We start from the raw sequence: 18,732 nt of genomic DNA, 5'->3' as shown, positions 1-18,732 counted from the left end.
CGGGGTGCCCCCAGCGGGGGGTGATCAGCGGGCGTGTACTGAGCGAAGGGATGGCCGGATGGCTGCCGAGGACCGGCTCGACCTGCCGATGGTGGGCGAGCGGCAGAGCTTGCGCGAGCAGGTCGCGCACGCGCTCCGCGCCGCGTTGATCACGGGTGAGATGCGCCCGGGGGTGGTCTACTCCGCGCCGGTGCTGGCCGCGCAGTTCGGCGTCTCCGCCACGCCGGTCCGTGAGGCCATGCTCGACCTGGCCAAGGAGGGACTGGTCGAGGCGGTGCGCAACAAGGGCTTCCGGGTCACCGAGCTGTCCGACCGCGATCTCGACGAGCTGACCGAGATCCGGCAGCTCATCGAGGTGCCCACCGTGACCCGGCTGGCCGACAGCTCGCGCGCGGCCGACTTCGAGCGGCTGCGGCCCGTCGCCGAGGAGATCGTCGCCGCCGCCGAGCGGGGTGACCTGCTCGCGTACGTGGACGCCGACCTGCGCTTCCACGTGGAACTGCTGACGCTGTCGGGCAACGCCCACCTGGTCGAGGTGGTCAAGGACCTGCGCAACCGGGCCCGGCTCTACGGCCTGTCGCAGCTGTCGGAGCGCGGCACGCTGTCGGACTCGGCCCGCGAGCACGTCGCGTTGCTCGACGCGCTCAAGGCCGGTGACACCGAGGCGGCCCGCCACATCATGTCCGAGCACATCCAGCACGTCCGCGGCATCTGGGCCGACCCACACTGACTACTTGTCCGGGCCGGCCCGCACTGATCGCGTCCGCGGTATTCGGACCGGCCCGCACTGATCACGTCCGGGGAGGCTACTTCGTCTTCGTCGCGCGGGTCGTGCCCAGGCTCGCGGCCACGATGCAGATGATCGCCGCCCACTGCTGCGCGTGCAGCATCTCGCTGAGCACCAGCACGCCGACCAGCGCGGCCGCCGCGGGCTCCAGGCTCATCAGGATGCCGAACACGTGCTTCGGCATCCGCCGCAGCGCCTGCAGCTCCAGCGAGTACGGGATCACCGACGACAGCAGCCCCACCCCCAGCCCGATCAGCAGCAGATGCGGCTGGAGCAGGTCGCCGCCGCCCGACGCGATGCCCACCGGCGCGACCACCACGGCCGACACGATCATCGCGACCGACAGCCCGGTGGTGCCGGGGAAGCGCCGCCCCACCGAGGCCGACAGCAGGATGTAGGCCGCCCAGAGCACTCCCGCCCCCAGCGCGAACCCGATGCCGGCCCAGCTCACCGACGCCGACTGGCCCCAGGGCGCGAGCAGCGCCACGCCCGCCGCCGCCAGGCCGATCCACACCAGGTCGAGCCGCCGCCTGGAGGCCGCCACCGCCACGCCCAGCGGCCCGAGGAACTCGATCGCCACCGCGATCCCCAGGGGCAGCCGCGCTATCGCCTCGTAGAACGACAGGTTCATCAGCGCCAGCGTCACGCCGAAGGCGAGCCCGACCCCCAGGTCACGCCACGACATGCCCTTCAGCTTGGGCCTGGCCACCGCGCCCATGATCAACGCGCCCGCGGCGATGCGCAGGAACACCACCGCGCTCGGCGGCAGCGCCGCGAACAGCTCCTTGGCGAAGCCCGCCCCCAGCTGTACGGAGAAGATCGCCAGCAGCACCAGCCCGGAAGGCGGTATGGAGTCGGCGGCGCTGCGCAGCACACTGCCGGGTCTGGGCAGGCCGGATCCCCGGTCGAAGGGATCATCCAGGGCGAAGGCGCTCACAGCACTCCTCAGTAGGCATGGCGGGCTCAGTAGCGGGACGGCGGGTAGAACGGTACCGAGCTGGGCCGACATTCCCCCACTAGGGTGGTACTTATACGCACTTAACCGTTGAAGCCGACAATTGACTATGGAGCCATGACCGCACCCCCGGCCTCCCTCGTCCGTCCCCCGCTCGTGCTGTCCGTGGCCACCTTCGTCAGCAGCTTCGACCGGTTCGCCGTGAACCCCATGCTCGTCCTGATCGCCGCCGACCTCGGCGTCCCGCTGTCGGCGGCGGTCGCGGTCGCCAGCGGCTACTACCTGGCCTACGGCCTGACGCAGCCGCTGTGGGGCGTGCTCTCCGACCGGTTCGGCCGGGTGCGGGTGATGCGGGCGGCGATGTTCGGCGCCGCGCTGGCCGGGGTGGCCTCCGCCCTGATGCCGGTGCTGGGCGCGCTGGTGGTGTCGAGGATCGTGGCCGGCGCCTGCTTCGGCGCGGTGATCCCCACCTCGCTCACGTACGTCGGTGACACGGTCGCCCCCGTCGTACGGCAGCGCGCCCTGTCGGACCTGATGGGCGCGGGAGCCCTGGGCATCGCCATGGCCACCGGTCTCGGCGGCGTGCTCGCCGACCTGGTGGACTGGCACGTGGCGTTCACCGTGCCCGCGGCCTGCGCGCTGGCCTGCGCGCTCGCGCTGCGCTCCCTGCCCGAGCCGCCCCGGGCCGAGATCGGCGGGCTGGGCAGGCACGTGGGCGCGGTGCTGCGCGAGCCGTGGGCGCTGCTGGTGTTCGGGCTGGCCTTCGTGGAGGGCGCGGTGCTGCTCGGCACGATGGCCTTCCTCGCCACGGCCCTGGAGCACAACGGCGTCAGGGCGGCGGTCGCCGGTCTGGCCACCGCCACCTACGGCGTGGGCCTGTGGCTGTTCACCAGACTGGTCAAACGCCTGTCGCGGACATGGTCCCCGCCCGTGCTCATCGCCATCGGTGGAGCGCACCTCTGCGCCGGGTACGCGCTCGTGGCCGTCCACGTCAGCCTGGCGACCGTCGGTGCCACCGCGCTCCTGCTGGGCGTCGGGTGGTCGTTCATGCACTCCTCGCTGCAGACCTGGATCACCACCGTCGCGCCCAACGCCAGGGGGACCAGCGTGGCCTTCTTCGCCGCGGCGCTGTTCGTCGGCAGCGCGGTGTCGTCGTGGGCGGGCGGCCCGGCCGCCCAGGACGGCAGGTACGCGCTGCTGTTCGGCGTCTCGGCGGCCGTGGCGGTGCCGCTCACCGTGGTGGCCGTCATCGGCCGCCACCGCTACGGTGTCACCGGCCGCGCCTGACACCCCGCCCCGTCCAGCGCAGGCGCGCTCGGCTCAGGGCCGTCTACCAAAGGGCCGTCTACCAAAGGGCCGCCCAGCTCAGGCCCAGCTCACTCCCAGCGGAACGTGCGCGCGGCGATGCCCAGCGACAGCACCGCCCAGGCGGCCAGCACTCCCAGCGCCCCCAGCGGCACGGCCGCACCCCCGGCGAGCACGGAACGCAGCCCGCCGGTCAGCGCCGAGATCGGCAGCACCTCCAGGGCCGGCCGCATCCCGGCGGGGAACTTCGCCAGCGGGAAGATCACCCCGCCCGCTCCGAGCAGCACCAGGTAGACGAGGTTGGCCGCGGCCAGCGTCGCCTCGGCCCGCAGCACGCCCGCCATGAGCAGCCCCAGCCCGCTGAACGCCGCCGTCCCCAGCAGCACGAGCAGCAGCGCGCCCACCGGCGAGCCCTGGGGCCGCCAGCCGAGCGCCAGCGCGACCGCCACGATCACCACGACCTGGACACCCTCGACCGCGAGCACCGCCACCGTCTTGGCCAGCAGCAGCCCGGCCCTGGACAGGGGAGTCGCGCCGAGCCGCTTCAGCACGCCGTAGCGGCGCTCGAAGCCGGTCGCGATCGCCTGCCCGGTGAACGCCGTCGACATGATCGCCAGCGCGAGCACGCCCGGCGCGAGGAAGTCGATGCGCCGGCCCCCGCCGACGTCGATCAGCGGAGCCAGCGAGAACCCGACGAGCAGCAGCACCGGGATGATCAGCGTCAGCAGCAGCTGCTCGCCGTTGCGCAGCGTCGCGCGCGTCTCGGCCGCCGCCTGCGCCAGCACCATGCGGGCGAACGGCGCCGCCGCCGGGGCGGGGGTGAAGTCGAGCGTGGTCATCGCAGCTCCCTGCCGGTCAGCTCCAGGAAGACGTCTTCGAGCGTACGGCGCTCGATGCTCAGGTCGTCGGCCATCACGCCCTCGGCGGCGCACCAGGTCGTCACGGTCGCCAGCAGCTCTGGGCCCACCTGGCCCTCGATGATGTAGTGGCCGGCGGGCGACTCCTTGGCTGCACTACCCCCCGGCAACGCGTGGAGCAGCTCGTCCAGCGAGAGCCCCGGCCGGGCACGGAAGCGCAGCTGCCGCTCGGCCCCGGTCAGCGACGCCGGGCTGCCCTCGGCCACCACCCGGCCCCGATCGATGATCACCACGTGGTCGGCCAGCCGTTCGGCCTCGTCCATGTGGTGGGTGGTGAGCACCACGGAGACCCCCGCGGCCCGCAGCTCGCCCACCAGGTCCCAGCAGGCGTGCCTGGCCTGCGGGTCGAGCCCGGCCGTCGGCTCGTCGAGGAACACCAGCTCCGGCCGGCCGATCACCGCCGCGGCCAGGGAGAGCCGTTGCTGCTGGCCACCCGACAGGCGGCGGTAAGGGGTGCGGGCGTGGTCGGCCAGGCCGAGCCGTACCAGAAGGGCGCCGGCGTCGAGCGGGCGAGCGTAGAAGCGCGAGACCAGGCGCAGCCACTCGCCGCAGCGTACCGCGGGCGGCACGCCGCCCGCCTGGAGCATCACGCCCACCCGGGGCCGCAGCTTGGGCTGGTCGGGCGGCAGGCCCAGTACGCGTACGGTGCCGGAGTCGGCCTCGCGGAACCCCTCGCAGATCTCGACCGTGGAGGTCTTGCCGGCGCCGTTGGGCCCGAGCACGGCGGTGACCGCGCCCCGCTCGGCGCGCAGCGTCAGGCCGTCGACCGCCGTGGCGCCGCCGTAACGCTTGACCAGGTCGATGAGCTCGACGGCTGGGGATTCCATGGCCACGAGTTTAGGGACTGTCCGCGGCGGTCCGCCTGGCAACCCTGCCCGGCCCGCCCAAGGCCGATCGCGTCAATCGCGTGACCGGATATGGACAGCTGTTGACCCGGCCGTTTCCCGGAAAGTCCCCACCAGGAGTGAAAGTCTGAGAGGGACGTCCACATCACAGGAGGTTTCCATGTCACAGCGTAGTGGCTATGAGCCCGGTGTTCCGTGCTGGGTGGATCTGTCGAGCACCGACGTCGAGGCGTCCGTCCGCTTCTACGACGACGTCTTCGGCTGGCAGGCCGAGATGATCGACGACCCGGCGGCCGGGGGCTACGGCCAGTTCACCTACGACGGCGAGAAGGTCGCCGGAGTGGGCCCCGTCATGGGGGAAGGCATGCCCTCGACCTGGAACACCTATATCGCCATAGAAGACGCCGCCGCCACCGCCGACCGGGTCAAGAACGCGGGCGGGACCGTCGTCATGGAGCCCATGCAGGTGTTCGAGGAAGGCACCATGGCCGTCTTCCAGGCGCCCGACGGGTCGTTCGTCTCGGCCTGGCAGGCCGGCCGCCACAACGGCGCCGAGCTGGTCAACGAGCCGGTCTCCTTCTGCTGGAACGAGCTCGTCACCCGCGACGTCGCGAGCGCGGAGCGGTTCTACCCGGCCGTCTTCGGCTGGACCCCGCACCACCAGGAGATGGACGGCGTCAAGTACACCGAGTGGCACCTCGGGGACGCGAGCATCGCCGGCATGATCGAGCTGTCGCCGAACTATCCGCCGGAGACGCCGTCCCACTGGATGACGTACTTCGCCGTCGACGACCTCGACGCCACCGTCGCCGCCGCCGAGCGCGCGGGCGCCACGATCCTCGTCGGGGCGATGGACGCGCCTCCCGGCCGCTTCGCCATGCTCACCGACCCGCAGGGCGCGGCACTGTCCGTGATCCAACTCCACGAAGTCAGCTAAATATCCCATAACCGGGAATTAGGTAGACCGGATCTTGGTTCCATCCCTCGGCCCTCGTGGGCCACACGCCTGCGAGGGAGAGGGGTTCACGCATGTCCGTGGCAGAAGCCACGCCACTCACGTCACCTGTCGTCAAAGGGAACCGCCGCGGACTGCTGTTAATCATTCTCGGAGCGCTCTCGGCCATCGGCCCGCTCTCGATCGACATGTACCTGCCCGCGCTGCCCGCCATCACCGGCGAGCTGGTCAGCACCCCCGCCCAGGTACAGCTGACACTGACCGCCTGCCTCATCGGCGTCTCCGTCGGCCAGGTGGTCGCCGGGCCGGTGAGCGACGTGCGCGGCCGCCGGCTGCCGCTGATCGTGGGCGTGGCCGGCTACACCCTCGCCTCGCTGCTGTGCGCCTTCGCCCCCTCGGTGCCGGTGCTCATCGTGTTCCGCCTGCTGCAGGGCATTCTCGGCGGCGCGGCCCTGGTCATCGTCCGGGCCGTCGTCCGTGACCTGTACGACGGCGCCGCCATCGCGCGCATCTTCGCCACCCTCATGCTCGTCAGCGGCCTCGCGCCGATCCTGGCCCCGATCGCGGGCGCGCAGCTGCTCGGCTTCACCTCCTGGCGCGGGGTGTTCGTCGCGCTGAGCCTGGCCGGGATCGTGCTGCTCATGGCCGTGCTCGGCGGGGTGCGTGAGACGCTGCCCGCGTACGAGCGGGAGAGCGGCGGGCTCGGTCACACCGTGCGCACCTTCTGGCAGCTGCTGCGCGACCGCTCGTTCATGGGCGGCGCGCTGACCGCCGGGCTGGCCTTCGCCGCCATGTTCGGCTACATCTCCGGCTCACCGTTCGTGCTGCAGGAGGTCTACCACGCCACACCGCAGCAGTATTCGCTCATCTTCGGGCTCAACGCGCTCGGCCTGACCCTCATGGCGCAGGTCGGCGGGCGGCTCTCGGGGCGGGTGCCGCCGGCCCGGCTGGTGGCCATCGGCCTGTGCGTGGGCTTGACCGGCGCGGCGCTGCTGCTGGCCGCGGCCATGATCGGCATGGGGCTGGCGGGCATCGTCGCCGGGCTGTTCGTCATCATGTGCGGCCAGGGCCTGGTGCTTCCGGGAACCGGCGCGCTGGCGCTGGCCAGCCAGCCGCAGCAGATCGCGGGCAGTGCCTCCGCCCTGCTCGGCGTGCTCCAGTTCGCGCTGGGCGCCCTGGCCGCGCCGCTGGTCGGCCTGGTGGGTTCGGGTACGGCGGTGCCGATGGCGTCGGTGATGCTGGGGCTCATCGCCTGCTCGGCCGTGTCGTTCCTGGTCATCGGCAGAGTTAGGTAAGCCTACCCTGCGTGAGAAATTCCATTCCTCCGTCTTCCTGGATCCATTTGTGAATCGGGAAGGAATTACGGCACACTGATGTTGTGAAAAACGTGCCCACGTCGATCGAGCCTGGACACGAGCGCGGCACCCGCGCCCGTGTGGCTCGGCTGATCCTTGAGCACGGTCCCGTCGCGGCTGCCGCGCTGGGCGAGCGACTCGGGCTCACGCCCGCCGCCGTCCGCCGTCATCTCGACGCGTTGCTGGCCGACGGGATGATCGAGCCTCGCACCGTGCGTCCGCGCGGGCAGCGCGGGAGAGGGCGACCGGCCAAACTGTTCGCCATCACCGACGCGGGGCGCAGTGCTTTCGAGCACGCCTACGACGACCTGGCCGGCAGCGCGCTGCGTTTCCTGGCCGAGCGCGTGGGTGAGGAAGCCGTGACCGACTTCGCCCGTTCGCAGGTGTCCAGCCTGCTGCGGCGCCTGGAGCCGGTCATGCGGACGGTGCCGGCCGACCAGCGCGTACAAGTGCTGGCGCAGGCGCTGTCGGCGGATGGATACGCCGCCTCGGCCACCAAGGCCAATCTGGGCGGCGACCAGCTCTGCCAGCACCACTGCCCGGTGGCGCACGTGGCCGCGGAGTTCCCGCAGCTGTGTGAGGCCGAGACCGAGGCGTTCGCGCAGCTGCTCGGCACCCCCGTGCAGCGCCTGGCCACGATCGCGCACGGCGACGGGGTCTGCACCACACATGTGAGCCCGCACGCGCTGGGTCTTGCGACGAGCAGGGCCACCCATAGCGACAAAAGCAAGGAGACCGGAAGGTGACTGTCACCGACCGCCCGGAGCTGGAAGGCCTCGGGAATTACAAGTTCGGCTGGTCCGACTCGGATGCCGCAGGCGCGGTTGCCAAGCGCGGCCTGTCCGAGGAGGTCGTCCGCAACATCTCCGCGCTCAAGAACGAGCCGGAGTGGATGCTCGACCTTCGCCTGAAGGGCCTCCGCCTGTTCGGCAAGAAGCCCCTGCCCACCTGGGGCTCCGACCTCACGGGCATCGACTTCGACAACATCAAATACTTCGTGCGCTCGACCGAGAAGCAGGCCGCTTCCTGGGACGAGCTGCCCGACGACATCAAGAACACCTACGACAAGCTCGGCATCCCCGAGGCGGAGAAGCAGCGCCTCATCGCCGGTGTCGCCGCCCAGTACGAATCCGAGGTCGTCTATCACAAGATCCGTGAGGACCTCGAGGAGAAGGGCGTCATCTTCGTCGACACCGACACGGGCCTGAGGGAGCACGAGGAGCTCTTCAAGGAGTACTTCGGCTCGGTCATCCCGGTGGGCGACAACAAGTTCGCCGCCCTCAACAGCTCCGTGTGGTCCGGTGGCTCGTTCATCTACGTGCCGCCGAACGTCGAGGTCGAGATCCCGCTGCAGGCCTATTTCCGGATCAACACCGAGAACATGGGCCAGTTCGAGCGGACCCTGATCATCGTCGACGAGGGCAGCTACGTCCACTACGTCGAGGGCTGCACCGCGCCGATCTACTCCTCCGACTCGCTGCACTCCGCGGTCGTCGAGATCGTCGTGAAGAAGAACGCCCGCTGCCGTTACACGACCATTCAAAACTGGTCCAACAACGTCTACAACCTGGTCACCAAGCGCGCCGTCGCCTACGAGGGCGCGACCATGGAGTGGATCGACGGCAACATCGGCTCCAAGGTCACCATGAAGTACCCGGCCGTCTACCTGATGGGCGAGCACGCCAAGGGTGAGACGCTGAGCGTCGCCTTCGCGGGCGAGGGCCAGCACCAGGACGCCGGGTCCAAGATGGTGCACCTGGCTCCGCACACGAGCTCCACCGTGATCTCCAAGTCGGTGGCGCGCGGCGGCGGCCGCACCTCCTACCGCGGTCTCGTGCAGATCGAGGAGGGCGCCCACGGCAGCGCCAGCACGGTCAAGTGCGACGCGCTCCTGGTCGACCAGATCAGCCGCTCCGACACCTACCCCTACGTCGACGTCCGCGAGGACGACGTCTCGATGGGTCACGAGGCCACGGTCTCCAAGGTGAGCGAGGACCAGCTGTTCTACCTCATGAGCCGCGGTCTCAACGAGGACGAGGCGATGGCGATGATCGTGCGCGGCTTCGTCGAGCCGATCGCCCGCGAGCTCCCCATGGAGTACGCCCTTGAGCTCAACCGCCTCATCGAGCTGCAGATGGAAGGAGCCGTCGGCTGATGGGCCTGACCGAGAAGCCCTTGTCGACCCTGCACGAGAAGGCGTCCTACGACCTGGACGACTTCGAGGTCCCGACCGGGCGCGAAGAGGCGTGGCGCTTCACGCCGCTGTCCCGCCTGAAGGGCCTGCACAGCGGCAAGGCGGAGATCACCGGCCGGGTGCTCACCCAGGCCTACACCCCGGCGGGCGTCACCGCCGAGTGGGTCGGGCGTGAGGACGCGCGCATCGGCAAGGCGTACGTGCCGGCCGACCGCGTCAGCGCGCAGGCCTACAACGCCTTCGAGAAGGCGCTGGTCGTGACCGTGCCCAAGGAGGCCGTGCCGGCCGAGCACATCCGCATCGAGGTGCGCGGCGGCGGCAACGACGGGGCCACCTACGGCCACATCGTGGTCGTGGTCGAGCCGCTGGCCGAGGCCGTGGTCGTCATCGAGCACCAGGGCAGCGCGGTCTACGCCGACAACATCGAGTTCGTCGTCGGCGACGGCGCCACGCTCAAGGTCGTCAGCCTGCAGGACTGGGACGACGACGCCGTACACGTCTCCCACCACCACGCCCAGCTCGCCAAGGACGCCACGTTCAGGGGCTTCGCGGTGACCCTGGGCGGCGACCTGGTGCGCCTGTCGCCGAGCGTGTCCTACACCGGTCCCGGCGGCGACGCCGACCTGTCCGGCGTCTACTTCGTCGACGCGGGCCAGCACCTGGAGCACCGCCTCCTGGTCGACCACTCGCAGCCCCACTGCAAGAGCAACGTCGACTACCGCGGCGCCCTGCAGGGTGAGGACGCGCACGCCGTGTGGATCGGCGACGTGATCATCAGGGTCGAGGCCGAGGGCACCGACACCTACGAGCTCAACCGCAACCTGATCCTCACCGACGGCGCCCGCGCCGACTCGGTGCCCAACCTGGAGATCCTCACCGGCGAGGTGGCCGGTGCCGGCCACGCCAGCGCCTCCGGGCGCCTCGACGACGAGCACATCTTCTACCTGCAGGCCCGCGGCATCCCCTTCGACGAGGCCCGTCGCCTGGTCATCCGGGGCTTCCTCGGCCAGCTCATCGAGAAGATCCAGGTGGCGGAGATCCGTGACCGCGTCATGAACGCGGTGGAGGCGGAGCTCGCGCGATGAGTTTCGAGAAGGTGTGCAAGGTCGAGGACATCCCCGACGGCGGGGTCCTGGGCCTCGAGGTCGGGGAGACCCCGGTCGCGCTCGTCCGCAAGGGCGGCGAGGTGTTCGCCCTGCACGACGTCTGCTCCCACGCCGAGGTGAAGCTCAGCGAGGGAGAGGTCTACGACGGCACGCTCGAGTGCTGGCTGCACGGCTCGTGCTTCGACATCCGCTCGGGCAAGCCCACCGGCCCGCCCGCCATCCGACCCGTGAACGTCTACACAGTCCAGATCGACGGCGACGACGTCCTCGTCTCGCTCTCGAAGGAGTCATAAACACATGTCCACCCTTGAGATCCGTGACCTGAAGGTCGCCGTCGAGGACAAGGAAATCCTGCGCGGCGTCAACCTCACCGTGCAGTCGGGCAAGACCCACGCCGTGATGGGGCCGAACGGCTCGGGCAAGTCCACGCTCGCCTACGCCATCGCCGGTCACCCGAAATACACCATCACCGGCGGTGAGGTGCTGCTCGACGGCGTCGACCTGCTGGAGCTGACCGTCGACGAGCGGGCCCGCGCCGGCCTGTTCCTCGCCATGCAGTACCCGGTCGAGGTGCCGGGCGTGTCGGTCTCCAACTTCCTGCGCTCCGCGGTCACCGCGGTCCGCGGCGAGGCGCCCAAGCTGCGCCAGTTCGCCAAGGACCTCAAGACCGGCATGGACGCGCTGGCCATCGACGCCGAGTTCGCCCAGCGCAACCTCAACGAGGGCTTCTCCGGCGGCGAGAAGAAGCGCCACGAGATCCTCCAGCTGGAGCTGCTCCAGCCGAAGGTCGCGGTGCTCGACGAGACCGACTCCGGCCTCGACGTCGACGCGCTGCGCGTGGTGTCCGAAGGCATCAACCGCTTCCGTGCCTCGGGCGAGACGGGCATCCTGCTGATCACGCACTACACCCGCATCCTGCGGTACGTGAAGCCCGACTTCGTCCACGTCTTCGCCGGCGGCAAGATCGTGGAGGAGGGCGGGCCGGAGCTGGCCGACAAGCTCGAGGCCGAAGGCTACGAGCAGTACACGAAGGCGCTTGCATGACTTCCACCAGCTTGGACGTGGAGAGGATCAGGAAGGACTTCCCGGTTCTCTCCCGCGAGCTGCCCGGCGGGCGTCCGCTCGTCTACCTCGACTCGGGCAACTCCTCACAGAAGCCCACCGCGGTCGTCGAGACCGTCCGTGAGCACCTGGCGATGCACTACAGCAACGTCGGGCGGGCCATGCACGCGCTCGGCGCGGAGTCGACCGAGGCCTTTGAGAGCGCGCGCGACAAGGTGGCCGGTTTCATCGGCGCCCCGTCGCGCGACGAGGTGATCTTCACCAAGAACGCCTCCGAGGCGCTCAACCTGGTCGCCTACTCCTTCGGCAACCCGGGCAACACCGACCCCCGCTTCACCCTCGGTCCCGGCGACGAGGTGGTGATCTCCGAGATGGAGCACCACTCCAACATCGTGCCGTGGCAGTTCCTGGTGCAGCGTACGGGGGCGACCCTGAAGTGGTTCGGCGTCACGGACGACGGCCGCCTCGATATTTCGGATATTTCAGGACTGATCACCGAGCGCACGAAGATCGTGTCGATCGCGCACCAGTCCAACGTGCTCGGCACCATCAACCCGGTCGCCGACGTGCTGCGCCGGGCCCGCGAGGTGGGCGCGCTGGTGATGCTCGACGCCTCCCAGTCGGTCCCGCACCACGCCGTCGACATGGCCGCGCTGGGCGTCGACTTCGTGGCCTTCACCGGCCACAAGATGGTCGGCCCCTCGGGCATCGGCGTGCTCTGGGGCCGGGCCGAGCTGCTCGACGCCATGCCCCCGTTCATGGGCGGCGGCGAGATGATCGAGGCCGTCTGGATGGACCACTCGACGTACGCGCCGGTTCCGCACAAGTTCGAGGCGGGCACGCCGCCGATCGTCGAGGCCATCGGCCTCGGCGCGGCCGTCGACTACCTGACCGGTGTCGGCATGGAGGCCATCGAGGCGCACGAGCGCGGCCTGACGGCCTACGCGCTCGACGCGCTGCGCCAGGTCCCCACGCTGCGCCTGATCGGGCCCGACTCGCTCGACCAGCGGGGGGCCACCCTGTCGTTCACACTTGAGGGCATCCACCCGCACGACGTCGGGCAACTGCTCGACGACGAGTTCGGCATCGCGGTGCGGGTCGGCCACCACTGCGCGCGGCCGCTCCACCTGCGCTTCGGAATACCGGCGACCACCAGGGCGTCGTTCTATCTGTACAACACCACGGACGAGATCGACGCCTTGGTCCGCGGCCTCCATCACGTTCAGAAGGTGTTCGCATAGCCATGATCGGCGAGTCGATGTACCAGGAACTGATCCTGGAACACTACAAGCACCCGCAGGGGCGGGGGCTCCGTGACCCCTACGACGCCGAGGTTCACCACGTGAACCCCACGTGCGGCGACGAGATCACGCTCCGGGTCAAGCTGGGCGACGCCGGCAAGATCGAGGACGTCTCCTACGACGGGCAGGGCTGTTCGATCAGCCAGGCCGCCGCCTCTGTGCTGCACGAGCTGACCACCGGCTCGACGGTCGAGGAGACGCTGTCCGTGGTCGACGAGTTCACCCGCCTCATGCAGGGCAGGGGCAAGGTTGAGGCCGACGAGGACGTGCTCGGCGACGCGGTGGCGTTCGCGGGCGTGGCCAAGTTCCCCGCGCGCGTGAAGTGCGCGCTGCTGTCGTGGATGGCCTACAAGGACGCTGTAGTGAGGAGTGCTGCCCGATGAGCAAGCCGGTGGAGACACCGACCGGGTTCGATGGTGAGGCCACCGTCGACGAGGTCATGGAGGCGCTCAAGGACGTCGTCGACCCCGAACTCGGCATCAACGTCGTCGACCTGGGCCTGATCTACGGGCTCAATCTCGACCCCGCCGAGGGCGGCCAGCCTGTGGCCACCATTGACATGACGCTGACCAGCGCGGCCTGCCCGCTGACCGATGTCATCGAGGATCAGGCGCATTCCGCGCTCGAAGGCATGGTTTCGGATGTTAAGATCAATTGGGTCTGGCTCCCGCCGTGGGGACCGGACAAGATCACTGACGAAGGGCGCGAGCAACTTCGTATGCTAGGCTTCAACGTCTGATCGTTGCTGTACGGCTGGCATCTCGGTGCCAGCCGCTTCAGCCTGCCAAAGTCTGAAATTCGGACAAGTCGGGGAATACATGGTGTCTTCCTCGTGTTGGCAACACGTGCACCTAGCGCACCGATGTGCGTTTCAACGCCGCCTGCGGCCGGCAAATGGGTGCGCGTAGACGGCCTGTCCTCCGGGCCAGTCCCCACCCAGCAGGTGCCGACCACCTGCGCCTCGCAATGAAGTACGGCACCGCCGTACGTCCCGGCTCGTCCTTTTCGCAGAAGTGACGCGCCACTTCGACTGAAAGGCACGAAGTTCGTGACCATGCTTGACGCTGTCCTGCCCGAGTTCAACGAGGTCCTGCCCGAGCTCGACGAGAGCGCCCCCGAGGCGGGGCCCGGGTTCGAGGAGCTCGGCCTGCCCAAGCCGCTCGTCACCGGGCTGGCCAAGCAGGGCATTGCCAGCCCGTTCCCCATCCAGAGCGCGACCATCCCCGACGTTCTGACCGGCGCCAACGTCCTCGGCCGCGGCCAGACCGGCTCCGGCAAGACCCTCGCCTTCGGGCTGCCCCTCATGGCCCGCATCTCCGGCGTCCGGCCCACCCCGGGCCGCCCCCGCGCGATGATCCTCGTCCCCACCCGTGAGCTCGCGCTCCAGGTGCACGACGCCCTCGAGCCGCTCGGCCGGGGACTCGGCCTGCGGATGAAGGTCATCGTCGGCGGCATGTCGATGGGCAAGCAGATCGAGGCGCTGCGCCGCGGCGTCGACGTCGTCATCGCCACCCCCGGCCGCCTGGGCGACCTCATCCGGCAGGGCGAGTGCTCTCTGGGCGACATCGAGGTCAGCGTCCTCGACGAGGCCGACCACATGTGCGACCTGGGCTTCTTCCCCGTCGTCACCGAGCTGCTCGCGCAGACTCCGGCCGACGGTCAGCGGCTGCTGTTCTCGGCCACGCTCGATGGCGACGTCGACAAGCTGGTGCGGCGCTTCCTCAAGGACCCGATCACGCACTCCGTGGCTCCGGCGACCTCCCCGGTCGAGCTCATGGAGCACCACGTGGTGCAGGTCAGCCGCGACGACAAGTTCGACGTCACCGCGGAGATCGCCAACCGCGAGGGCCGTACGATCATCTTCGTCCGCACCCAGCACGGCGTCGACCGGCTCTGCAAGCAGCTGGCCCGGGTCGGCATCAAGTCGGGCGGCCTGCACGGCGGCAAGCGCCAGAACCAGCGCACCCGCATCCTGGCCGAGTTCCGCGAGGGCTCCGTCAACGTGCTCGTCTGCACCGACGTCGCGGCGCGCGGCATCCACGTCGACAACATCAGCCTCGTGCTGCACGTCGACCCGCCGCAGGACCACAAGAGCTACCTGCACCGCGGCGGCCGCACCGCCCGCGCCGGCGAGAAGGGCACCGTGGTCACCCTGGTGCTGCCGAGCGAGCGCCGTTCGACCGACCAGCTCACCCGCCGGGCCGGGATCCACCCGTTCCGCCTCAAGGCCGAGCCGGGCCACCCCCGCCTGGCCGAGGTGACGGGCGCCCGCGTCCCGAGTGGCGAGCCCATCCCCGTCTGGGAGCCCGACGTCCGCAAGCCGCTGCGTCCCCGCCGCGAAGGCGGCCACAGTGGCTCCGAGCGTCGCGGGCGCCGTCCGCGCCGCGAGTTCGACGGTGAGCGCCGTCCGCGCCGCCACGAGGACGGGCAGCGTCCCTTCGCCTCGGGCGACGACCGGCGCCCCCGCCGTCACGACGGTGACGACCGCTACCCGCGCCGGCACGCCGAGGGCGGCTCGCAGGAGCCCCGCACCTCCGGCGACGACCGCGGCCAGGGCAGCGGCTACCGTGGCGGTGACCGTGGCCCGCGTGGCGGCGGCTACCGCGGCGACGACCGCCCGGCCCGCTCGGACGCCCCGCGCGGCGGCTACCGTTCCGACGACCGTCAGAGCGGACCGCGCTCGGACGACCGTCAGGGTGGCGGCTACCGCTCCAACGACCGTCAGGGCGGCTACCGCTCGGACGACCGTCAGGGTGGCTTCCGCTCCGATGACCGCGGCCCGCGTGGCGGCGGCTATCGCTCGGACGACCGCGGCTCCCGCGCCCCCGGTGGCGACCGTGGCCGCCCGTTCTCGGCCGACCGCGACCGTCCCGCCCGCACCGACGACCGTCAGGGTGGCGGCTACCGCTCCAACGACCGTCAGGGCGGCTACCGCTCCGATGACCGTCAGGGCGGTTTCCGCAGCGGCACCGGCCGCCGCTTCGACCGCTGACCCCGGCGGGCCACCGGTGAACGCCGGGGGCCGACGCTGATCAACGCACGGCGCTGCCCGCCGTACTCCTTCATGGGGGTACGGCGGGCAGCGCCGTTTTCTGCTCAGGAGTCGGGCACGTGTTCCCGACGGGGTCGCAGCGCGTGGATCGCAGCCCCGGGATCGTCGGCGAAGAAGCGGATCACCCTGACCTCGGCGCGGCGGCCGAGAGGACGGACGGCGGGGATCGGTTCGGTCAGTTCGAGGATCAGGTTGGTCTGGGAGGCCACCGCCACGACCAGCCGCTCGCCCTCCACCTCCACCTTGATCGTGCCGTTCTCGTTGAAGTTGCGGACCTGGCGTACCTGAGCGATCCGCTCGCGCGGGACGCGCAGGTCGAAGAACGCGCCGTAGCGGATGCGTACCTCGTCGGCGGAGACGACGTGGGGCCGGGTGACGCAGGCCGCGATGACCGCGAGCACGACCAGGACCGTATTGGCGTCCACCACGAGTAACACGACGCGCAGGCCGACCGGCGCGCCGAACGCCCGCAGCAAGATCTCCGCGACGATCAACTCCATGACCATCGCGAACAGGAAGATCATCATCGTGGAGGTCTGCGCGCGGGAGTAGGAGAGGGCGGTGGCACCATGCGGCACGCCGTGGCGGCGCCGCGCGACCCACAGGGCGAGGCTGACCATGCCCTTCGCGTCGAACTCCACGATCCGGCGCACCTGATCGGGGACCAGCCTGCCGAAGGCCGCCCGCAACGCCGTCCGCCGGTCCGCGCCGCCTCGGCGCTCGGCGCCGAACAGCCGGTACAGGGTCACCGCCTCCAGGAGGAGCACGGCGACGACGGCCGTCTCGGCCGTCGCGATCAGCGGGCGGGGCAGCGCCACGCCGGACACCAGCAGGACCGCCAGCGGTCCGTTGTGGCTGGGGTCCTTTGAGGGGGATACCCCCTTCGGGGGTGCGGAAGGAGCTGGTCCGTCGTGGACGGGGTTTCCGTCGGCGGATAGGACTTGCCGTCTCGGGTGGCGGACAGGGGCCTGTTGACCCGTGCGCGCAGACTAGGCTTGTCACGCATGCCAGCCGACCGACGAGAGAGATCATGAAGACCTTCGAAGAGCTGTTCGCCGAGCTGTCAGAGAAGGCACGCACCCGACCCGAGGGTTCGGGCACCGTGGCCGCCCTCGACGCCGGCGTCCATGCCATCGGCAAGAAGGTCGTCGAGGAGGCCGCCGAGAGCTGGATGGCCGCCGAGCACGAGTCGAGTGACCGAGCCGCCGAGGAGATCTCCCAGCTGCTCTACCACGTTCAGGTGCTCATGCTCGCCAAGGGCATCGGGCTGGACGAGGTGTACAAGCATCTCTAGGGCGCCCCGCGCCCGTCAGCCCGTACACCTACCAGCTCGCGAGACATCAAGGACACACAGCCATGTTGCGTCTGGCCGTACCCAACAAGGGCGCGCTCAGTGAGGCCGCCCAGACCATGCTCAAAGAGGCCGGTTACCGGTCCCGCAGGGACAGCAAGGAGCTCGTCGTCGTCGACGAGGACAACAGTTGTGAGCTGTTCTTCCTGCGCCCCCGCGACATCGCGGTCTACGTCGGCGAGGGCATGCTCCACGCCGGCATCACCGGCCGCGACATGCGCGTCGACTCCGGCGCCCCCGTCGAGGAGATCATGCCGCTCGGCTTCGGCGGCTCCACCTTCCGGCTGGCCGCCAAGGCGGGTGCCATGACGTCGGTCAAGGACCTCGACGGCCTGCGCATCGCCACCTCCTATGCCGGGGTGCTCGGCAAATACTTGTCCGAGTCCGGTGTGGACGCCCGCGTCATCAAGCTCGACGGCGCGGTCGAGACCGCCATCAGGCTGGGCGTCGCCGACGCGATCGCCGACGTCGTGGAGACCGGCACCACGCTGCGCAACGTCGGCCTGGAGGTGTTCGGCGAGCCGATCATGCGCTCCGAGGCCGTGCTGATCAAGCAGCAGGGCAACGGCAACGGGGAGGACGCCGGCATCGAGCAGCTCGTTCGCCGCCTGCAGGGTGTCGTGCACGCCCGCGACTTCGTGATGATGGACTACGACATCCGCGCCGAGCGGATCGAGGAGGCCATCGCGCTCACGCCCGGTATGGAGGGGCCCACGGTCTCGCCGCTGCACCGCGAGGGCTGGGTCGCCGTCCGGGTGATGGTCCGGCGGCGCGGGCACCAGCAGGTGATGGACCAGCTCTGGGAGATCGGGGCAAGGGCCATCCTGGCCACCGACATCTACGCCTGCCGCCTCTGAGATCTGTCCGCTAGGTGATGTCCCGTCCGGGAATCAGCTAGCTGTGGGTGACGAAACGCTTGCTTGTAGTTATGTCCCGTTCTGTGATGCCGCCGCCTCGCAGGCCTGGGCGGCATTGCAGCGCGGCAACCGGCGCTGGGCGGCGGGCGCGTCCCGCCGCCCCCGCCAGGATCCCGCCCGCAGGAGGCAGGTGGCGGCGGGGCAGTCTCCCTACGCGGTGGTGCTGTCGTGCATCGACTCGCGGGTGCCGCCCGAGGTCGTCTTCGACGCCGGGCTGGGCGATCTGCTCGTCGTCCGTACGGCGGCGCACACCGTCGACCGGCTCGTCACCGCGGCGGTCCAGTACGGCCCGCAGGACTTACGCGCCAGCCTCGTCGTCGTCCTGGGACACCAGCGCTGCGGCGCCGTCACCGCGGCGGCCAGGGCGCTGCGCGAGCGGGAGACACTGCCCGGAGAGCTGCCCAGCATCGTCGCCGCCCTCGAACCCGTCTACACCGGTTCGGGGGGCGAGGTGGAGGCGATGGTGCGCGCGCACATCGTGCGGACCGTGTCGGGGCTGAGGGCCGACACCCTGTTATCCGGCAAGGCCACCGTGGTCGGCGCCTACTACAGCCTCGACACCGGGCTGGTGCGGCGCGTCGCCTGACAAATGTCACCGTCAACCCCGGAAGTAACGCACTAACCAGGCAA

The 18,732-nt window shown here is 70.2% G+C and carries 20 protein-coding genes; 16 read left to right on the top strand and 4 right to left on the bottom strand.

Annotated features, from left to right (window positions below; translation table 11 throughout):
* Positions 1–58 precede the first annotated feature (58 nt).
* On the top strand, positions 59–730 hold the full coding sequence (locus tag AB0L53_RS17575; RefSeq protein WP_225291377.1) for a GntR family transcriptional regulator: 672 nt from the start codon (positions 59–61) through the stop codon (positions 728–730).
* 76 nt (positions 731–806) lie between these two features.
* Here the strand turns inward: AB0L53_RS17575 and AB0L53_RS17570 are convergent, their stop codons facing one another.
* Positions 807–1,724: an EamA family transporter gene (locus tag AB0L53_RS17570; protein WP_363994402.1), complete on the bottom strand. Its 918-nt coding sequence runs from the start codon at positions 1,722–1,724 to the stop codon at positions 807–809.
* 135 nt (positions 1,725–1,859) lie between these two features.
* Between AB0L53_RS17570 and AB0L53_RS17565 the strand changes: the two genes are divergently transcribed.
* Positions 1,860–3,029 (top strand): MFS transporter, encoded by a 1,170-nt coding sequence (locus tag AB0L53_RS17565; RefSeq protein ID WP_363994399.1) that lies wholly within the window; start codon positions 1,860–1,862, stop codon positions 3,027–3,029.
* An 89-nt stretch (positions 3,030–3,118) separates the two neighbouring features.
* On the opposite strand, the gene AB0L53_RS17560 is transcribed toward AB0L53_RS17565, so the two are convergent.
* Both AB0L53_RS17560 and AB0L53_RS17555 read right to left on the bottom strand, forming a co-directional pair.
* A complete protein-coding gene (locus tag AB0L53_RS17560; protein ID WP_358447901.1) occupies positions 3,119–3,886 on the bottom strand; it encodes an ABC transporter permease in 768 nt (255 codons plus the stop codon).
* Positions 3,883–4,791, bottom strand: coding sequence for an ABC transporter ATP-binding protein (locus AB0L53_RS17555; protein ID WP_363994396.1), 909 nt, complete (start codon positions 4,789–4,791; stop codon positions 3,883–3,885). The genes AB0L53_RS17560 and AB0L53_RS17555 overlap by 4 nt, the downstream gene beginning before the upstream one ends.
* Before the next feature lie 178 nt (positions 4,792–4,969).
* On the opposite strand from AB0L53_RS17555, the gene AB0L53_RS17550 reads away from it, so the two are divergent.
* From AB0L53_RS17550 to AB0L53_RS17500, 11 genes are all read left to right on the top strand, one after another.
* On the top strand, positions 4,970–5,746 hold the full coding sequence (locus AB0L53_RS17550) for a VOC family protein (RefSeq protein ID WP_363994393.1): 777 nt from the start codon (positions 4,970–4,972) through the stop codon (positions 5,744–5,746).
* A 92-nt stretch (positions 5,747–5,838) separates the two neighbouring features.
* Positions 5,839–7,059: a multidrug effflux MFS transporter gene (locus tag AB0L53_RS17545; RefSeq protein WP_363994391.1), complete on the top strand. Its 1,221-nt coding sequence runs from the start codon at positions 5,839–5,841 to the stop codon at positions 7,057–7,059.
* Positions 7,060–7,151: 92 nt separating this feature from the next.
* Positions 7,152–7,865, top strand: a complete 714-nt coding sequence (locus tag AB0L53_RS17540; RefSeq protein ID WP_363994577.1) for a metalloregulator ArsR/SmtB family transcription factor — start codon at positions 7,152–7,154, stop codon at positions 7,863–7,865.
* Entirely contained in the window at positions 7,862–9,274 is a 1,413-nt protein-coding gene (sufB, locus tag AB0L53_RS17535) for a Fe-S cluster assembly protein SufB (protein ID WP_357958449.1), read from the top strand. The genes AB0L53_RS17540 and sufB overlap by 4 nt, the downstream gene beginning before the upstream one ends.
* Positions 9,274–10,398 (top strand): Fe-S cluster assembly protein SufD, encoded by a 1,125-nt coding sequence (gene sufD / locus AB0L53_RS17530; RefSeq protein ID WP_357958451.1) that lies wholly within the window; start codon positions 9,274–9,276, stop codon positions 10,396–10,398. The genes sufB and sufD overlap by 1 nt, the downstream gene beginning before the upstream one ends.
* Positions 10,395–10,712: a non-heme iron oxygenase ferredoxin subunit gene (locus AB0L53_RS17525; protein WP_225291368.1), complete on the top strand. Its 318-nt coding sequence runs from the start codon at positions 10,395–10,397 to the stop codon at positions 10,710–10,712. Before sufD ends, AB0L53_RS17525 begins: the two co-directional genes overlap by 4 nt.
* A 4-nt stretch (positions 10,713–10,716) precedes the next feature.
* On the top strand, positions 10,717–11,463 hold the full coding sequence (gene sufC / locus AB0L53_RS17520; RefSeq protein WP_363994386.1) for a Fe-S cluster assembly ATPase SufC: 747 nt from the start codon (positions 10,717–10,719) through the stop codon (positions 11,461–11,463).
* On the top strand, positions 11,460–12,722 hold the full coding sequence (locus tag AB0L53_RS17515) for a cysteine desulfurase (protein ID WP_363994383.1): 1,263 nt from the start codon (positions 11,460–11,462) through the stop codon (positions 12,720–12,722). The genes sufC and AB0L53_RS17515 overlap by 4 nt, the downstream gene beginning before the upstream one ends.
* Positions 12,723–12,724: 2 nt before the next feature.
* The gene (gene sufU / locus AB0L53_RS17510) at positions 12,725–13,165 is read left to right on the top strand and encodes a Fe-S cluster assembly sulfur transfer protein SufU (protein ID WP_225291366.1); all 441 of its coding nucleotides are present in this window, start codon (positions 12,725–12,727) and stop codon (positions 13,163–13,165) included.
* Complete coding sequence (locus AB0L53_RS17505; RefSeq protein WP_357656615.1) at positions 13,162–13,521, top strand: metal-sulfur cluster assembly factor; 360 nt, start codon at positions 13,162–13,164, stop codon at positions 13,519–13,521. The genes sufU and AB0L53_RS17505 overlap by 4 nt, the downstream gene beginning before the upstream one ends.
* A 315-nt stretch (positions 13,522–13,836) precedes the next feature.
* Positions 13,837–15,774: a DEAD/DEAH box helicase gene (locus tag AB0L53_RS17500; RefSeq protein WP_363994378.1), complete on the top strand. Its 1,938-nt coding sequence runs from the start codon at positions 13,837–13,839 to the stop codon at positions 15,772–15,774.
* Between the two features lie 104 nt (positions 15,775–15,878).
* Here AB0L53_RS17500 and AB0L53_RS17495 read toward each other — a convergent pair whose 3' ends face one another.
* Complete coding sequence (locus AB0L53_RS17495) at positions 15,879–16,652, bottom strand: hypothetical protein (protein WP_363994375.1); 774 nt, start codon at positions 16,650–16,652, stop codon at positions 15,879–15,881.
* Positions 16,653–16,864: 212 nt separating this feature from the next.
* Here AB0L53_RS17495 and AB0L53_RS17490 point away from each other — a divergent pair, with 212 nt between their 5' ends.
* The 3 genes from AB0L53_RS17490 (at position 16,865) to AB0L53_RS17480 (ending at position 18,688) form a co-directional block, all read left to right on the top strand.
* Positions 16,865–17,128 (top strand): phosphoribosyl-ATP diphosphatase, encoded by a 264-nt coding sequence (locus AB0L53_RS17490; protein ID WP_357958461.1) that lies wholly within the window; start codon positions 16,865–16,867, stop codon positions 17,126–17,128.
* A gap of 62 nt (positions 17,129–17,190) precedes the next feature.
* Positions 17,191–18,042, top strand: coding sequence for an ATP phosphoribosyltransferase (gene hisG / locus AB0L53_RS17485; protein WP_363994372.1), 852 nt, complete (start codon positions 17,191–17,193; stop codon positions 18,040–18,042).
* 43 nt (positions 18,043–18,085) lie between these two features.
* Positions 18,086–18,688, top strand: a complete 603-nt coding sequence (locus tag AB0L53_RS17480; protein WP_363994369.1) for a carbonic anhydrase — start codon at positions 18,086–18,088, stop codon at positions 18,686–18,688.
* Positions 18,689–18,732: the final 44 nt, after the last annotated feature.

The organism is Nonomuraea sp. NPDC052129, from assembly GCF_040680095.1.
In the GTDB taxonomy this organism is placed as follows: Bacteria; Actinomycetota; Actinomycetes; order Streptosporangiales; family Streptosporangiaceae; genus Nonomuraea.
The sequence above is the reverse complement of the archived record's forward strand: the minus strand, read 5'-3'. Positions and strand labels throughout refer to the sequence as shown.

Bases quoted from the DNA above. Each gene is read 5' to 3' on its own strand.
- sufD (WP_357958451.1), top strand. From the start codon at position 9,274: ATGGGCCTGACCGAGAAGCCCTTGTCGACCCTGCACGAGAAGGCGTCC.
- AB0L53_RS17525 (WP_225291368.1), top strand. From the start codon at position 10,395: ATGAGTTTCGAGAAGGTGTGCAAGGTCGAGGACATCCCCGACGGCGGG.
- AB0L53_RS17575 (WP_225291377.1), top strand. From the start codon at position 59: ATGGCTGCCGAGGACCGGCTCGACCTGCCGATGGTGGGCGAGCGGCAG.
- AB0L53_RS17515 (WP_363994383.1), top strand. From the start codon at position 11,460: ATGACTTCCACCAGCTTGGACGTGGAGAGGATCAGGAAGGACTTCCCG.
- AB0L53_RS17550 (WP_363994393.1), top strand. From the start codon at position 4,970: ATGTCACAGCGTAGTGGCTATGAGCCCGGTGTTCCGTGCTGGGTGGAT.
- hisG (WP_363994372.1), top strand. From the start codon at position 17,191: ATGTTGCGTCTGGCCGTACCCAACAAGGGCGCGCTCAGTGAGGCCGCC.
- sufC (WP_363994386.1), top strand. From the start codon at position 10,717: ATGTCCACCCTTGAGATCCGTGACCTGAAGGTCGCCGTCGAGGACAAG.
- AB0L53_RS17490 (WP_357958461.1), top strand. From the start codon at position 16,865: ATGAAGACCTTCGAAGAGCTGTTCGCCGAGCTGTCAGAGAAGGCACGC.
- AB0L53_RS17555 (WP_363994396.1), bottom strand. From the start codon at position 4,791: ATGGAATCCCCAGCCGTCGAGCTCATCGACCTGGTCAAGCGTTACGGC.
- sufU (WP_225291366.1), top strand. From the start codon at position 12,725: ATGATCGGCGAGTCGATGTACCAGGAACTGATCCTGGAACACTACAAG.
- AB0L53_RS17545 (WP_363994391.1), top strand. From the start codon at position 5,839: ATGTCCGTGGCAGAAGCCACGCCACTCACGTCACCTGTCGTCAAAGGG.
- AB0L53_RS17565 (WP_363994399.1), top strand. From the start codon at position 1,860: ATGACCGCACCCCCGGCCTCCCTCGTCCGTCCCCCGCTCGTGCTGTCC.
- AB0L53_RS17500 (WP_363994378.1), top strand. From the start codon at position 13,837: ATGCTTGACGCTGTCCTGCCCGAGTTCAACGAGGTCCTGCCCGAGCTC.
- AB0L53_RS17560 (WP_358447901.1), bottom strand. From the start codon at position 3,886: ATGACCACGCTCGACTTCACCCCCGCCCCGGCGGCGGCGCCGTTCGCC.
- AB0L53_RS17505 (WP_357656615.1), top strand. From the start codon at position 13,162: ATGAGCAAGCCGGTGGAGACACCGACCGGGTTCGATGGTGAGGCCACC.